General features: G+C 46.7%; 10 protein-coding genes. 2 read left to right on the plus strand and 8 right to left on the minus strand.

Features of this window, described 5'->3' with window-relative positions; genetic code table 11:
• Positions 1 to 17 precede the first annotated feature (17 nt).
• Positions 18 to 980 (minus strand): D-2-hydroxyacid dehydrogenase, encoded by a 963-nt coding sequence (locus WJM94_RS19440; RefSeq protein WP_444495845.1) that lies wholly within the window; start codon positions 978 to 980, stop codon positions 18 to 20.
• Between the two features lie 32 nt (positions 981 to 1,012).
• Positions 1,013 to 1,765 (minus strand): bifunctional tRNA pseudouridine(32) synthase/23S rRNA pseudouridine(746) synthase RluA, encoded by a 753-nt coding sequence (gene rluA, locus WJM94_RS19445; protein WP_444495846.1) that lies wholly within the window; start codon positions 1,763 to 1,765, stop codon positions 1,013 to 1,015.
• A gap of 390 nt (positions 1,766 to 2,155) precedes the next feature.
• Between rluA and WJM94_RS19450 the strand changes: the two genes are divergently transcribed.
• Entirely contained in the window at positions 2,156 to 3,421 is a 1,266-nt protein-coding gene (locus WJM94_RS19450) for an NRAMP family divalent metal transporter (protein ID WP_444495847.1), read from the plus strand.
• A gap of 75 nt (positions 3,422 to 3,496) precedes the next feature.
• On the opposite strand, the gene rapA is transcribed toward WJM94_RS19450, so the two are convergent.
• Positions 3,497 to 6,406 (minus strand): RNA polymerase-associated protein RapA, encoded by a 2,910-nt coding sequence (gene rapA / locus WJM94_RS19455; RefSeq protein WP_444495848.1) that lies wholly within the window; start codon positions 6,404 to 6,406, stop codon positions 3,497 to 3,499.
• Between the two features lie 565 nt (positions 6,407 to 6,971).
• Here rapA and WJM94_RS19460 point away from each other — a divergent pair.
• Positions 6,972 to 8,348, plus strand: a complete 1,377-nt coding sequence (locus WJM94_RS19460) for a PhoH family protein (RefSeq protein WP_444495849.1) — start codon at positions 6,972 to 6,974, stop codon at positions 8,346 to 8,348.
• 345 nt (positions 8,349 to 8,693) lie between these two features.
• Here WJM94_RS19460 and tldD read toward each other — a convergent pair whose 3' ends face one another.
• From tldD to WJM94_RS19485, 5 genes are read right to left on the minus strand one after another with little or no spacing between them, the layout of a single operon-like run.
• Positions 8,694 to 10,139 (minus strand): metalloprotease TldD, encoded by a 1,446-nt coding sequence (gene tldD / locus WJM94_RS19465; protein ID WP_444495850.1) that lies wholly within the window; start codon positions 10,137 to 10,139, stop codon positions 8,694 to 8,696.
• 11 nt (positions 10,140 to 10,150) lie between these two features.
• Positions 10,151 to 10,972, minus strand: coding sequence for a carbon-nitrogen hydrolase family protein (locus WJM94_RS19470; protein WP_444495851.1), 822 nt, complete (start codon positions 10,970 to 10,972; stop codon positions 10,151 to 10,153).
• 37 nt (positions 10,973 to 11,009) lie between these two features.
• Positions 11,010 to 14,888 (minus strand): YhdP family protein, encoded by a 3,879-nt coding sequence (locus WJM94_RS19475; protein WP_444495852.1) that lies wholly within the window; start codon positions 14,886 to 14,888, stop codon positions 11,010 to 11,012.
• A gap of 11 nt (positions 14,889 to 14,899) precedes the next feature.
• Positions 14,900 to 16,369, minus strand: coding sequence for a ribonuclease G (rng, locus tag WJM94_RS19480; RefSeq protein ID WP_444495853.1), 1,470 nt, complete (start codon positions 16,367 to 16,369; stop codon positions 14,900 to 14,902).
• Between the two features lie 18 nt (positions 16,370 to 16,387).
• Positions 16,388 to 16,957, minus strand: coding sequence for a Maf family protein (locus WJM94_RS19485; protein WP_444495854.1), 570 nt, complete (start codon positions 16,955 to 16,957; stop codon positions 16,388 to 16,390).

Consider the following 16,957-nt stretch of genomic DNA (forward strand, 5'->3'; position numbering starts at 1 on the left):
TTTTTTATTCTTATTTTTTAGACTAAACGGTTCACGCGTTCTCCACGCTCAAACGCATTAAGATTTTCAATCAAAATTTCGGCCAAGCGCTGTATAGAAGAATCACTACCCCACGCTACGTGAGGCGTAAGCAGGAGATTCGGCATAGTCATATTCGCAATTAGCGGATTAGTTTCATCTGCTGGTTCTTGAGTGAATACATCGAACCCCGCAGCAGAAATTTCTCCATTTTTTAGCGCGTTAACCACAGCCACTTCATCAACCAGACCACCACGTCCCGTATTGATCAGAACGGCGGTAGGTTTCATTTGTTGTAATTCAGTTTGGCCAATAAGATTACGCGTATGCTCGTTCAATGGACAATGCAGTGAAATCGCATCCGATTGCTTAAGAACTTCTTCAAATGGAACATAACCCGGACGGCAGTCTGTCGCACCTTTTCGTTCTGCGAACAATACTGTCATTCCAAGAGCTTGCGCTAATTGAGCGGTCGCCTGCCCTAATGTACCACTGCCAATCACACCTAATGTACTGCCACCAATATCACCAATGGAATGAGTAAAAAAACAGAACTGCTTGTTTCGTTGCCATTCACCTGCCGCGATATCCTGATGATATCCAAATAGGTTGCGGCGCAATGCGAACAACATGGCAATCACATGCTCAGGAACAGAACGCGTCGCATACCCTTGCACATTTGCAACTGCAATATTGTGGTTGGCACAATAATCCACATCGACATTGTTAAAGCCAGTTGCCGCCACAGCCACCATGCGTAGTTTAGGTAATTGACTAAGCACTTGCTGATCAAGAATGACTTTATTACTGATGACAATATCTGCATCAATCAGTCGCTCAACGACTTGCTCAGATGAAGTAAGACCATACTCCACCCACTCATGCGCAAAGTCAGGACGCGGCACCTGAATATGGACAGGAATGGTTGCTCGGTCTAGAAAGACCACTTTAGGCAGTGACATAAAGGCTCCTTTTTCACTGCCTTAGAAGAAATTTATGGGCGTGGCAGTGTTTTGTAATCTGGTAATTTACGCTCTGGGTCGAAATAGTCAAAGATCATCTCTTCCGCTTCAGGGTAAAAGTCACAAGGCACAAAAATACTGCGCAACCAATGACTTTTTGGATGGTAAAAGCTCAGCTCCGCAGCGTGCAATTCGAGACGGTCTGAAAATGCTTTCGCCTCCTCCGCTGCGTAGAACTCATCACCAACAATTGGGTGACCGAGTGCTTGCATGTGAACTCGTAGCTGATGAGAACGACCTGTAATTGGTAACAGACGCACAATCGTCGTCTTTGCACCATTTGCATGCTCTTCTAACTTGGCAACCTGAAAGAGTGTTTTTGATGGTTTGCCATCGTCAAAACAAACTTTCTGCAATGGACGATTCGGCCAGTCACAGATTAAAGGCAAATCTATCTCACCCTCTTGCTGCTCAATATGTCCCCAAACACGGGCATAGTAGATCTTATGCGTTAAACGAAACTGGAACTGCTTTTTTAATGCACTTTCCGCACGCTTATTCTTCGCAAAGACCATCAGGCCCGAAGTAGACATATCTAGGCGATGTACCACTTGAATATCAGGGTATTGTTCTTGTAGACGGCTCCACATACTGTCGTGATGCTCGACAAGACGTCCCGGTACAGATAACAGACCAGATGGCTTGTTCACAGCCAAGATATGCTCATCCTCGAAAACGATGTCAATCCAAGGGTCTGTTGGGGGCGTGTATTCAAGCATAGCCATGATGGGTTCTCTAGAAAATTAAAACGCCGCGATTATAGCGAGGCCTTGTCAAAAACGCATTTTATTTGAAATTTCAACCTAACAAATTAAAAAGAAAACCAAAGTCAATAACCCTACCAAATGTAGGAAACATCAGCATGTAAATATAGTTTGACAAGGCAAGCAATATGTTTATAGAGTGCTAGAGAAGACCTGCTACTCCTGACGCTTCATATCCTTGAAGCCTCATCATTAGACATACAAAAATAAATACATTCAGGTTCAAACACATCATTTTAAAAACATTACCGCTGCGCTTAACGTCATTACTTCTCCGTTCACCCGAAATAATGCTGTGAGGTGCTCACCCAAGATCACTTGGGAACAAATAAAAATACAAGGACAAGAAGCATGGACTCTGCCATAACAACACCACCCCCATCTAAAATATCCGCACTATTTCGATCGCTTGGCCCCGGCATTCTTATGGCTTCGGCAGCCGTGGGAGGTTCTCACCTCGTTGCATCAACCAAAGCTGGTGCGATCTATGGATGGCAACTCGCCGCACTTATCCTGCTTGTAAACTTATTCAAATACCCATTTTTCCGAGCAGGCGTGCAATACACCATGGGCACAGGCAATACCTTGGTTGAAGGTTACGCGAAGCTAGGTCGCCCTTACCTGTGGGTATTTCTGTTCTTAAGTGTGGTATCAGCGGTCATCAATACCGCTGCTCTTTTGATGTTCAGTGCCAGCCTTCTTGGCTATTTCATTCCATTTTCGTTATCAATGACTTCTCTGAGCATCATCGTGCTCGCGACGTGTCTCATCATTCTTTTTGCAGGCCACTACAAAGCGTTAGACACTCTTTCTAAAGTGATCATGTCAGTACTGACGATTGCAACGTTACTCGCTGTCGCTATTGCTTTTGGTAATCCGGTTGAGCAAGTGGCGAACTTCGAGCCACCTTCACCTTGGACTATTGCTGCTATCGGTTTTATCGTTGTGACGATGGGCTGGATGCCAGCTCCTATCGAAATCTCGTGTTTAACTTCTGCCTGGTTAAAACGTCAAGCCAGTGTACAAGAGGTTACCCCACGCTCTGCTCTGTTTGATTTTAACGTCGGCTACATCGGCACCGCGATTCTTGCGATTGTCTTTTTAGCGCTGGGCTCGCTGATGCTGCATGGCTCTGGTGTTGAGCTAAAAAGTTCTGGTGTGGGCTTCTCCCACCAACTTGTTGGCTTGTATGCGTCAACCATTGGTGAGTGGTCTCGTTACCTAATTGCAGTGATTGCGTTCTTCTGTATTTTCGGCAGTACGATCACCGTTATTGATGGTTACTCTCGTGTTATTTCAGACTCTCAACGCCTGCTGCGTTCACAAGCAGACACAAACCCGAAAGCGACATCCGCTATCATGCTGGTGGTTTCTTTAGTTGCACTAGGTATTGTGATCTTCTGGGCTTCGGCACTTTTGCCAATGCTGAACTTTGCGATGATTCTGGCGTTCATGACTACACCATTCTTTGCGCTACTGAACTACATATTGGTGAGTAAAACAGATTTGCCTAAGCCATTAGCTGTCGGACGTAAATTGAAGTGGTTATCCATTGCTGGTTTGATTTACCTGTTCGGCTTCCTGGCGCTGTTTATCTGGTGGAAGTGGCTAATGTAATTTGCAGCCAAGTATATGAAAAACAAAAAGGCCTTCAATCGAAGGCCTTTTGTTGTTTATGCTGAACACTCGTTATTAGTTGTGGCTGACCACAATCAGACGCAGTGAATCCAGCTGAACCTGAGCTTGGTTGATGTAACCCGTTAACTCCTTGATCTGCTCTTCAATCGCTTCAATCTCTTCATCACGAATGTTCGGGTTGACCGCTTTCAGTGCTTGTAGACGTTCAAGCTCTGAATTTAGGCTTTGCTGCATATCTTGCTGAGCCTGTTTACGCACCTCTGCCACTTTCTGTTCAATCAGCACATCACCCGACTCTATCAGACGGTGCACCTCTTTTTGCACTGACGTCACCAGCTTGCTGCCAAGGTGGCGGTTTACCGGACTAAGCTGACGGTTGAAGCTTTCAAACTCAACTTGCGAAGATAAGTCGTTACCACGAGCATCCATCATCAGACGAATTGGCGTTCTCGGCAGGAAGCGAGTGATACCACTGCGTTTTGGTGCCTGAGCATCCACAGCGTAAATCAACTCAAGCAAAATGGTACCTACCGGCAACGCCTTGTTTTTCAGCAACGAAACCGCTGATGTACCGACACCTTCACTCATCAGAAGATCGATACCGCCCTGAATCATTGGGTGCTCCCAACTGATAAAGTGCATATCTTCACGAGACAGTGCTGTTTCGCGATCAAACGTGATGGTTGCGCCTTCATAAGGCAGCCCCGGATAACTCGGCACCATCATGTGTTCAGACGGTGTCACAACCAGCGCATTTTCACCTTTATCGTCCTGATTCAAACCAATCGTATCGAACAGTGACAGAGCAAACGTCACCAGATTGGTATCACCATCAGTAGAGGAAATCTTGTCAACGATTTGCAGTGCTTTGTCACCACCGTTTGAGTGCATTTCCAACAGACGGTCACGGCCTTGTTCCAATTGAGACTTCAGCTGTTTGTTCATTTTCGCTGATTCTTCAATGATGTCATCCAGTTCACTGGTGTCACCGGATGCCAGAATCTCAATCAAAGCGTCTGAGTACTTATCGTAAACCGCACGGCCAGTAGGACAGGTTTCGGCAAAAGCATTCAAACCTTCATCGAACCAACGTGCAAGAATCGCTTGTGAAGTGCCCTTCAGGTAAGGGACATGAATATCGATGTCGCGGTTTTGGCCGATACGGTCTAAACGGCCAATACGCTGTTCAAGCAAATCAGGGTTGAACGGCAAATCGAACATCACTAACTGGTTAGCAAACTGGAAGTTACGACCTTCTGAGCCGATTTCGCTACAGATAAGAACCTGTGCGCCGCCCTCTTCTTGCGCGAAGTAAGCGGCTGCTTTATCACGCTCAATAATTGACATGCCTTCGTGGAAAACTGTCGCACGGATGCCTTCACGTTCACGCAATGCCTGCTCTAGTTGCAGAGCCGTACTCGCGCGAGAGGCAATCACCAGAATCTTATCACTGCGTTTCTCTTTTACTTTTTCAAGTAGCCAGTTCACGCGAGAGTCGAATTGCCACCAGCTTGAATCATCACCTTCAAACTCCTGGAAGATTTCTTCTGGGTAAAGGTTTTTCATCGCACGCGCTTCAGAGCTCATCTTGCCGCCAATCATACCGGCAACACGCATTGACGTGCTGTACTGCGGTGGTATATCCATTGGCATTAAGTGCACATTACGCACAGGGAAGCCCTTGATTGCAGCACGTGTGTTACGGAACAGAACACGGCCAGTACCATGACGGTCCATCAGATTGTCGATAAGCTCCTGACGTGCAGACGCTTTCGACTCTTCGTCGCTGTCGCTTTCGATAATACGGAAAAGTGGCTCAACATCCTGCTCAGACAACAGTTCAGTGATCTGGTTTTTAGCTTCATTAGGCAGTTTTTCGCCAGAGAACAGTGCCGTAATCGCATCGGCAACCGGAGCGTATTGCTCTTCTTCCTCAACGAACGCTTCGTAATCGTAGAAACGATCCGGATCAAGCAGGCGCAAACGAGCGAAGTGGCTCTCTCGACCTAACTGTTCAGGCGTCGCGGTTAGCAGCAATACGCCAGCTGTACGTTCCGCCAAACCTTCAACCACCTGGTATTCGCGGCTCGGCTTGTCCTGACTCCACTCTAGATGGTGTGCCTCGTCGACAACCAACAGATCCCACTCGCCTTCCAGAGCTTGCTCAAAACGCTTACGGCTCTTACGTAGGAAATCCAATGAACACAGGACATACTGCTGCGTATCAAATGGGTTTTCTGCATCCGCGAATGCTTCGATACAACGCTCTTCATCAAAGATGGAGAAGTGAAGGTTGAAGCGACGCATCATCTCTACCAGCCATTGGTGTTGCAGTGTTTCTGGCACCACGATCAGAATACGCTCGGCACGACCTGACAGCACCTGTTGGTGAATGATCATGCCCGCTTCGATGGTTTTACCCAGACCTACTTCATCAGCCAATAGCACACGTGGTGCGTGGCGACGCCCAACTTCATGGGCAATGTAAAGCTGGTGAGGGATCAAGCCCGCACGCATGCCACACAATCCACGCATTGGGCTCTTGTGTTGTTCAAACTGATTGGTTAACGCACGGTAACGCAGAACGAAGTTGTCCATACGGTCGATTTGACCTGCATACAACTTATCTTGAGGTTTGTTGAAACGAATGTGGTTACTGAGGAAGATTTCACGCAGCACCACTGCCGTTTCTTGTGTATCTTCACGAGTACCGAAGTAGGTATAAAGACCTTCATCTTCGAGCACTTCTTCGACTTTCAGAGACCAACCTTCCTGGCAATCGATAACATCACCAACGTTAAACGTGACTCGGGTAACAGGTGCATCATTACGTGCGTAAACTCGGTTTTCCTCTGATGCTGCGAACATCAATGTCACAGTACGAGCATCCATCGCGACTACCGTACCTAAACCTAAATCGCTTTCCGTATCGCTAATCCAGCGCTGCCCCAAAGCAAATGTCATGAATTGACTACCTCGTTATTAATTCTTGATTCGTATTTCTTGTTGGTCTACTCATGCCCGTGGGCATGGATAATAGTTTAGATCTGATTCTGGCTTCTGCTACGCCTATCAAACTTGTCATGCCACTTATAGCTGAACAATTTTAAGCTAGCTCAACATGATAAATCGGCCTTAGCCTATGCCCAGAAAAGGTCGCTAATATTACTTTAAGCTGTGATTTAGGTCACGCCGAAACCGCGCCAAGCGGAAACTTTTTTTCCCAAATTTATGCTGCAATCAAATTGTAAAAAACTCGTGGCAATTATTAAGTTGCCACAGGCAAATATTACGTATACTTTTCATTAGGAGCGTTTAAATTAATTGCATATACAATTGCATGTAAATTAGACGCGTAGGTACACGATTAGGATCAACACGGGTTTGCATAAGTTGTCTTGCTACTCGGTTGCGCACTAACCGACGATAGTCCGACAACCTCTATTGCAAGCAATCAGAGTTAAGCCATTTCACCCTTTACATGGCATAACAATTCGCAAGCAAAGCCACTTTTTGGCAAGGAGACGCTATGGGCGATACCGATCGGAAACTGTTTGTACTTGATACCAATATCCTTCTTCACGAACCCTTCGCTATATTCTCTTTCAAAGAACACGATGTCGTCATACCTATGACCGTTTTGGAAGAACTCGACCGAATTAAAGACAGCAAACGCGATGTTGCACGAGACGCTCGTGTTGCAATTCGCGCTATGGAAGACATGTTTAAAGATGCCACGCCGGATGAAATTTCAGAAGGCATTCCGGTATCGAAAGACAATCCAGAACAAGGTTCTATTTCCATTTTGGCGGACTTCGAATTGCAGGAAACCGTCAAAGCCTTCGCCGACAAAGCCGGTGATAACCGCATTCTCAATGCAGTGCTTTATCTGCAAAACAAACGTGCCCCACGTGAAGTGGTGCTGGTTACTAAAGACATCAACATGCGTCTTCGTGCCAAAGGAGCTGGTGTACGCTATGTTGAAGATTACCGAACAGACCAACTGATTGATGATGTTCAATACCTAACCAAAGGCTTTCAGCTACGAGAAGGTGATTTCTGGAGTGGTATTGACGAGGTCGACAGCTATGCTCTGGGCGGAAAAACCTACCACAAACTTAGCCGTGAACCGTTTGACCCAACATTCCTTAACCAGTATGTGATTGATGAAGATAGCGACTTTGCAGCCCGCGTTGAAACCATCAATGACGATAAGCTAACTCTACTTGATCTCAGCCGTGAACGCATGATGCACCGTCGCGCCTGGGATATTACCCCGAAAAACATCTATCAGGCGATGGCGTTAGATGCGTTGCTCGACCCTGATATTGACTTGGTCATTCTCACAGGTGCTGCAGGTAGTGGTAAAACACTGTTAGCCATGGCAGCAGCACTGGAGCAAACCATCGAGAAGAAGATGTTCGATAAAATTATCGTAACGCGCAATACACCAGATATTGGCGAATCCATTGGCTTCCTACCTGGCACTGAAGAGGAGAAAATGATGCCGTGGTTGGCAGCGGTTACCGATACGCTGGAAGCGCTGCATAAAAATGACCACTGTACAGAAGGCTCAATGAAGTACATTTGCGATAAAGCCAACATTCAGTTTAAGTCGATAAACTTTATGCGTGGCCGTTCGATTCAAAATGCATTCGTACTTCTCGATGAGTGTCAGAACTTAACCGCTTCGCAAATCAAGACCATCATCACCCGCTGTGGTGAAGGCACTAAGATTGTCTGTTCCGGTAACCTGGCGCAGATTGACTCTCACTACCTCACACCTGTGACTTCAGGCTTGACCTACATGGTTGAACGCTTCAAGAACTTTGAAGGCAGTGCAAACATTCACCTTAACGGCGTGGTTCGTAGCCGTCTGGCAGAGTTTGCTGAAGAGAATATGTAAACTGAAGATCCTAGGTTCTAGGTAACTAGGGCCTAGGAAAAGACTGGACGCTTCGCTTAAGAAAGCTCCTAGGTTCTAGGTGACTAGGTCCTAGGAAAAAACTGGACACGTCGCTTAAAAAGATCCTAGGTTCTAGGTGACTAGGTTCTAGGAAAAAACTGGACGCGTCGCGTAAAGAAGATCCTAGGTTCTAGATGACTAGGTCCTAGGAAAAAACTGGACGCTTCGCTTACGGATTACAGAATACAGGCTACGGAGTAACGTTGCCCTATACTCCGTATTCCGTATTCTGTAATCCCAACAAGCCCCCTCTAGGACCTATAACCTAGGATCCTAGAACCTTGTCTATTCCGTACCACCGACCGTTAGCGAGTCCAGCTTCAACGTAGGCTGACCTACGCCTACAGGGACACTTTGCCCTGCTTTACCACACACGCCCACGCCTTTGTCGATTCTTAGGTCATTACCAACCATTGAAACTTGCTGCATTGCCTCAATACCTGAACCAATGAGCGTAGCACCTTTCACCGGACGCGTAATTTTACCATCTTCGATCAAGTAAGCTTCGGATGCCGAGAACACAAACTTACCAGAGGTGATGTCGACCTGACCACCGCCAAAGTTTGGTGCATACAAACCCTTCTTCACTGTCGAGATAATCTCTTCAGGCGTGTGTTGACCCGGCAGCATGTAAGTGTTGGTCATGCGCGGCATTGGCAGGTGCGCGTAAGACTCACGACGGCCGTTACCTGTAGGCTTCACACCCATCAAACGTGCGTTCAGCTTGTCTTGCATGTAGCCTTTCAACACACCATTTTCGATAAGCGTATTGTACTGACCATTCACACCTTCATCGTCCACGTTCAATGAACCACGCAGATCTTTCAGTGTGCCATCGTCAACGATGGTACAAAGTGATGATGTGACTTGCTGACCGATTTTGCCCGAAAATACCGACGACTCCTTCCGGTTGAAGTCACCTTCCAGACCGTGACCTACCGCTTCGTGCAGCAGCACTCCTGGCCAACCAGAGCCAAGTACCACTGGCATCATTCCCGCCGGAGCCGCTTCTGCTTCTAAATTAACCAAAGCCATGCGAATGGCTTCATCTGCATAGTGGAACGCCTGCTTCACGCCATCAGTTTCAGAGAGGAAGAAATCGTAACCAAAACGACCACCGCCACCTGCGCTACCGCGTTCGCGGCGATCACCTTTCTGTGCCAATACGCTAATAGAAAGACGCACTAACGGACGGATATCTCCAGCGTAAGTACCGTCAGTCGCTGCGACTAACATTTGTTCGTGCACACCACTGATGCTGATAGACACTTCTTTGATCAGCGGTTCTTTAGTACGGATATAGGCATCGAGAGATTTGAGTAACTCTGTTTTTTGCTGCTTTTCCCAGCCTGTCAGCGGGTTAACCGCCGCATAGTAAGTTTGGTTATCAGTGCGTTTAAATGCCTGAACCTTACCATTTTGTCCTTGTTGGGCAATGCCGCGCGCTGCGATAGCACTTTGCTTAAGACCATCCAGATTAATCTGGTCTGAGTAAGCGAAGCCTGTTTTCTCACCAGTCACAGCCCGGACACCGACACCACAATCAATATTAAAAGAGCCGTCTTTGATGATGCTGTCTTCTAGAACCAGAGACTCATGCCAGCTGGACTGGAAGTAAATGTCCGCATAATCGATCTGGCGGGTTGCAATACTCGCTAATGTGTCAGCAATGTCTTGCTCTGTCAGACCGTTTTGGGCGATGAGTGCCTGTTCTATTTGGTTTGTGCTCATAGTTAGCTCTTTTATTTCCGTCTCAATTCATTTTGAAAGCGACTGTGTTGAGTCAGCGGCATATTTTGCCTTACTTGCTGGCTTTGTGACAAATCTATCTCAGCCACCAATAATCCTACCTGGCCGTGAAGTTGTTTATGTATTCGGCCCCAAGGGTCAACGACCATAGAATGTCCCCACGTTTTGCGACCACCAGGATGCGTGCCGGTTTGGTTACAGGCAAGAATCCAGCACTGGGTCTCTATAGCGCGAGCGCGTAACAATATCTCCCAGTGAGCTTCACCGGTAACGGCAGTAAAGGCAGCGGGGACGACAATAATCTCAGCACCAGCCAAACGCAGCTCTTTGTATAATTCAGGAAAACGCACGTCATAGCAAATACTCAGGCCAATACTGCCGATGTCCGTTTCCGCTACAACAATTTGATTGCCAGCCGTAAATGTATCGGATTCACGGTAACTACCATGCCCGTCTGCCACTTCAACGTCAAACATGTGCAGCTTGTCATAGTGGGCAATACACTTACCATGTGGCGGTAGAATCAACGTAGTGGTCGTGACACCACGAGCCCTTTGAATAGGCATACTGCCAACAATCAGAGTCAGCTGGTTACGTTTGGCGATATCAGCCAGACGTTGTTGAATCGCGCCACTTCCCAGTGGCTCCGCGTATTGATGGTACTCTTCACGACTGGCAAACAACACACAATTTTCCGGCGTAAGCACGAGTTTTACACCCTGCTTTGCTGCCAGACCACACTGCTTGTCGATAAACTCCAGATTTTCTTCGATATCTGGACCCGAAGTCATTTGAATGATACCAACACGTTCCATGTGCTTCCTTTTCCTTACATTCATTAAATAAGCGTGATTATTTTGTCTGCTTTCGCAGTTTTTCAGGCAGCTTATATTCGCCCTTGCTGCGCGATATTTCTTTTACTGTCGGCGAATCGAGCGGCCCTTTTACTTCGTAATTCACTTGAGTAAATACCTCAACCACTGGTGAAATCACGGTGGAGATAGCCAGAACATACAAGGCCGTCTGAGGCGCTACCGCGAATGCTGTCAACATTGGTATCCCAGAGGTAATATCCGGAGTGAACTTTACTTCAGCGTCTACCATTCTGCTGCTGACATTTGCGATACCACGAATTTGCATTTCCCCCGCCAGCGCGTCCATCACTATATCATTGGTGATAAACACACCATCCTGAATTTTACCCGTGCCAGTGATCGAATTGAAAGCCATGCCTTTATCAAACACGTCGGTAAAATCGAGCTGCATCTTACGAATAATAGAATCAAGACTGAATAAACCTAGCAGACGCGCTGCACCGCTTACTTCACTGATCACCCCTTTTCCGAACTCTGTTGATACATCACCTTGTAATGTTTGAGTCTTCATAGACCAAGGGGCACCGTCCCATTCCATGTTGGCATTAATCTCGAAGGGAGCCTGCTGAATACCAGAAGTTATGCCAAAACGCTCCATAAGATCCGTGTTGTTATCACCCTTCATTTTCATGATCAGATTAGAATGACTGTGTTCATTATTCAGATCCCACCAGCCGCTCATATCAATACGGTTTTTCCCGCTACTGAAGGTGATATTTTTCCACTCCATACGGTCACCATGGCGCTGTAAGTCAACGTTAACTTTGCCAACTTTGTAACCTTGCAGCCAAAAATCATCAATCTTCAAGCTTAAGTTTGGCATCTCAGCATGAAACTGACGGTCAAAATCAGTGATTAGCGGTGCACTTTGATCTTCACGAGCAAAAATAGAGGTCCGCTCTTTTGCTATTTTCTCATAGTCCGGGATGTACAAATGAAGACGATCCAGTGACACCGACAAGTTATCAGGCGTAAGGTAATTCGCTTTTCCTTTCACTTCTTGGCTGTTCACCTGCATCTGCCAGCTTAAGTTCTTTTTGCTGGCACTGAAATCAACGTCATGAAATTCAATCTTGCCAAGCTTGACACTCTGCGCATTGAGTTCGATACGAGATGGCAAAGGGATAGTCGGCGTTTTCATATTAGAGAGCACAGAACGTGCATCACTGGTTGGCACTTTTGCCAGTTCCAGCCATTTATCCAGATCAATTTCATCGAGCCGGATCGAAGCATCATGCCCCGTAATTGGGCTCATTCTGAATCCGCTCTGCCCAAGCGCCAGGTGAGTGGCCGTTAAGACAGGGGCCTCACCGGAGATATCAATCTCAGTCTGATATTTTGCATTTGGGATTTCTAAGCGAGCCGAGATACTTTCCTGATTGCCTGATGCCTGCAACTTCGCCTGCCCTGATTTACCCTCTTTTTTCGCCAGAGGATATGGATACTGACTTGCCACACGATTTAGCTCAGCTAACACATCAACCTGATAAGTAAATCCAACATCATTGAGCTGCAAATCGATATCCATTTGCCATGGTGCATGACCAGAAACCAAGTTTAGCCAACGCTCCCCAAGGTAAGGTTTGAGTGGTTCAACGTCCCAATCGCCCAACGTATCAATGGTAACGTCATAGCCTTGGTCTGAGCTTTCACCGCGAAAATCCAGCGAAATAGGTTGCGTCAGCAACTCGGCCGCCAGTCCAGATGTCGTAACCACATCGTTATCAAAATTAATCCGTCCGGTCGCCTTCTCCAGCGTCATTGGCGGCGCTTCTATATCAACTCGATTATCTTTGAGATCGGCATAGCCCCACGCTCTGGCTTTGTTAGCGGTATTAAAAGGGATATTAAGCTGAAACTCGGAATAAACCGGACCACTGACTTGCAAAGCGGTCAATGCCGCGCCAACTGAATCAACCAATGGCGTTGCCATCATGTAGTCACGGACTTCGTTACCCGGTGCGCTGGCTTTGGCTTCAATTTCAATATGTCCGTCAGGAGCCAGTTTCGGAATTCGTCCAGTGATTCGTTTAGCGTCAACGCCGTCCAGTGTCGCTGATTTTGAGTCCAGATACATGGCATCATTTTCAAACAACAAATCCAACTGTAAATCAGTGATGGCTGGCCACGCAGTATCAAAACTGAATTTCGCGTCTTTTAGCCCAACCCACGCCTGAAACATGCCATTGTGTTCTTGATACGGGAAATCACCGAGTTCTCCGTACCACAACAACTTCGCGGTATTCACTTTACCGCCTTGAATCGCAGTAGAGAGATAATCGGTAAGATGTTGCCCTAAAGCTAAGGTTGGTAAGTAACGCCAGGTTTCACCCGCATTATAGAGATCCGCTTCGGCATAAAATGACAGGAATGGACTTTGGCCTTTCGGAAAATCTAAACGGAAAGCGCCCAACACCTGTAAATCTGGCGTGGCTGCAGTCACCTTATCTGCCCACAAGCGCCATCCTAGTTCATCTTTCTGCCAGACAATATCAACTTCGCCTTGTTTAATATTCAGTGGAGCCTGAAACACATCGCCATAAGGAAAGACATCGTCAATAACCGTTACCTTCGCTTTGGCCTGATTCACATCTCCAGACACGGTACCCTGAACATGTTGAAAACCGGGAAGTAACTTCCATTGCGTTAAGCCTAGTTCATCCAGTTCAGCGGAATAACGCAATGTGTCTAAGCCGCCGGTCATCGATAGGCGGATGTCTTCTACTAGTCCTTTCGGTTGTAACTGACTGATGAGTTCGCTGGTTGATTCAGACTCTGGCGCAAGCTTTATCAGCGGCGTGACAGACTCAATATCAATTTGAGACAGATTAAGCATCCACCCCGAAGGCTGCCAATCAAACGCCACATCCAGCTCTGGCCAAGATTTTTCATCAGTTCGGATTTGAAGTGAGTGACCATTTACTTTCCAGCCTTCTTTATCTGGTAACAGTTTAAAGAAACCTGATTCGATGAATAGCTGATGACTACCGTTTTCATTCCAGACTAACTCAGAAGGCTGCAATTCAACGTAAGCATCGCGGGGCTGGCTGTGCTTTAGGGTTAACCAGGTATTCAGGCTCACTTTACCCGACTCTACGCCTGACTCGGTCTGAATATATCTGGTCAGCCAAGGCGTCACAGAGACGTCTTGTGCGCTGATATAAAACTCCCCAGACACATCACGCAATGAACCATGATCTCTGAAGTTAGCATTTACTAACAGAGAATTGATTTTGGCATCTGAGATACTTACCGTACCTTCCGCCAAGTGGCGCTTACCCTGATTACTCCAGCGAAGTTGATCGATATCTAATCGTCTCGTTTCTCCGGAAACGGATTTGTACCAGATGCGAGAATCTGTGATTGTAAAGTCTTCAAACTGACGCAGCAGAAGGGAGTCTAATTGGTCGATCAGCTTAACTTCACTCTCTTCTGCCGTGAGGACGGGATATTGAGTTTCGGTATCGGGCAAAATGCTCACGCTGCGAATATCCAGTGCCAAATTGTGGATCGTGAGATCAGCGACAACGGGTTGGAATTGAAGGAAAGACTGGATTAAATCAAATTCAATCTGAATCTCATCCACCGCGAAGCGAGCATCCTGATTATTAGGCAGGTTGGCTTCCAGACCGAGTAAGTTAATGGATGGATGGCTGTTTCGCCAAGAACCAGCAACGCTGGAGATAGAAAAGTCAAAACCTGTCCCTTGTCTGACCCAGGTTTTGATCTCATCTTGGAAGTGGTCAAGTTGTGGTAATGTAACGCGAAGTGTCGTCACGACAATAGCGACTACAACCAAAATAGTGGCTAAGCTCCACGCACAAAAACGCCCCAAACGTTGAAAACCAGATTTCACAAATGTCCCAATTACATCATTACGACGTCAAACTGTTCCTGAATATACAGGGGCTCAGCCTGAATTCGAACTTGCTTACCAATAAAAACCTCGAGTTCTGCCAGCGCGTGCGACTCATCACCAAGTAGCGCTTCCGCAACAAATGGTGAAGCGTAAACAACAAAGTTGTCTGCATCGTATGCCCGGTTTACTCGAGTAATCTCACGCAGAATCTCAAAACACACGGTTTCTACCGTTTTAACCGTTCCGCGACCTTCACAAGTAGGACAACCGGAACAGAGAATATGTTCAATACTTTCGCGTGTACGCTTACGAGTCATCTCAACCAGACCCAGCTGAGTAAAGCCATTAATATTGGTTTTGACCCGGTCTTTTGATAGTGCGGCTTCCAGTGACGTAAGCACTCGCTTACGATGCTCTTCTGATGCCATATCGATAAAATCGATGATAATAATGCCACCGAGATTGCGTAAGCGCAGCTGACGAGCAATGGCTTGCGTTGCTTCAATATTGGTGTTGAAAATCGTCTCTTCTAAGTTACGACGACCCACAAACGCGCCAGTATTAATATCAATCGTCGTCATCGCTTCTGTTTGGTCGATGATCAGGTAACCACCAGATTTAAGCTCAACCTTACGCTCCAATGAACGTTGGATTTCATTCTCCGTATCGTACATATCGAAGATAGGCTTATCACCTTCATACAGCTCAAGTTTATCGGTAAGTTCTGGTACATATTCAGAAGTAAATTCTTGGAGGTTGTCAAATTCCAGACGTGAATCGACTAAAATCTTATCGAGTTCTGTTCCAACAAAATCACGCAAAATACGCTGAGCCAGACCCAGTTCACCGTAAAGCGTCGAACGTGTTTTGTATTTAGAACGACGCTCCATGACTTTAAGCCATAAGCGCTTCAAAAATGCCGCATCCTGAGAAAGCTCTTTCTCATCGGCACCTTCTGCCGCAGTACGAATGATGAAGCCACCATGTTCATCACAGTAGTGGTTAACAACTTTTTTCAGGCGTTCACGCTCAGCTTCACTCTCAATACGCTGAGATACACCCACGTGACTCGCACCCGGCATAAAAACAAGATAACGGGAAGGAAGCGTGATGTCGGTAGTCAGACGAGCGCCTTTAGTTCCAAGTGGGTCTTTAACCACTTGCACTACGATATCCTGTCCCTGACGGACCAACTCAGAAATATCGCGTACTTGAAACTGCTGTTTTTCGTTTTCTGCAACGCACTCTGTATGCGGTACGATATCAGACGCATGTAAAAACGCCGCTTTATCTAAACCAATATCAACGAAAGCCGCCTGCATACCTGGCAGTACGCGACTGACTTTGCCTTTATATATATTGCCTACGATACCGCGACGGGATTCGCGCTCGATATGAACTTCTTGTAGTACTCCACCCTCAATCATGGCCACACGAGTTTCACTCGGGGTCACGTTTAGCAGCAATTCTGCACTCATGTGCACACCTCAAAATAATTATAAAAATTCTTGAATTAGCTGATCGGTTTCGAACAAAGGTAAGCCTACTACAGCGTGATAACTGCCTTCGATTCGGGTGACAAAGCGCCCTCCGAGTCCCTGAATACCATAACTTCCAGCTTTATCGCATGGTTCCCCAGACTGCCAATATTGTTCGATTTCTTCGGGCGTCAATGGTTTGAACCATACGTCAGTGATGACGACCACTGACTGTTGTTGTTGTGTTGAAACGACACTCACCGCAGTCATCACCTGATGACGACGTCCGGATAAACGAGTGAGCATACGTTTCGCATCTTCAAAATTTTGGGGTTTCTCCAACACCTGGTCGTCGCATACGACAACCGTGTCAGAGCCCAATACAACGGAATCAGGCTTAGCCATCGCTAAGCCTGCCTGAGCTTTTTCCAAAGAAAGGCGCAGCACATAGTCACGTGCCTGCTCATGGGCCTGTTTGGCCTCTTCAACATCAGGTAAGACGATGTCAAAATCGTAACCCAATTGAGCAAGCAACTCTTTCCTTCTTGGAGAGCCCGAAGCGAGTACGAGTGATAAGCCTTTTTTCAC

This window comes from Vibrio sp. YIC-376, from assembly GCF_052353105.1.
In the GTDB taxonomy this organism is placed as follows: domain Bacteria; phylum Pseudomonadota; class Gammaproteobacteria; order Enterobacterales; family Vibrionaceae; genus Vibrio.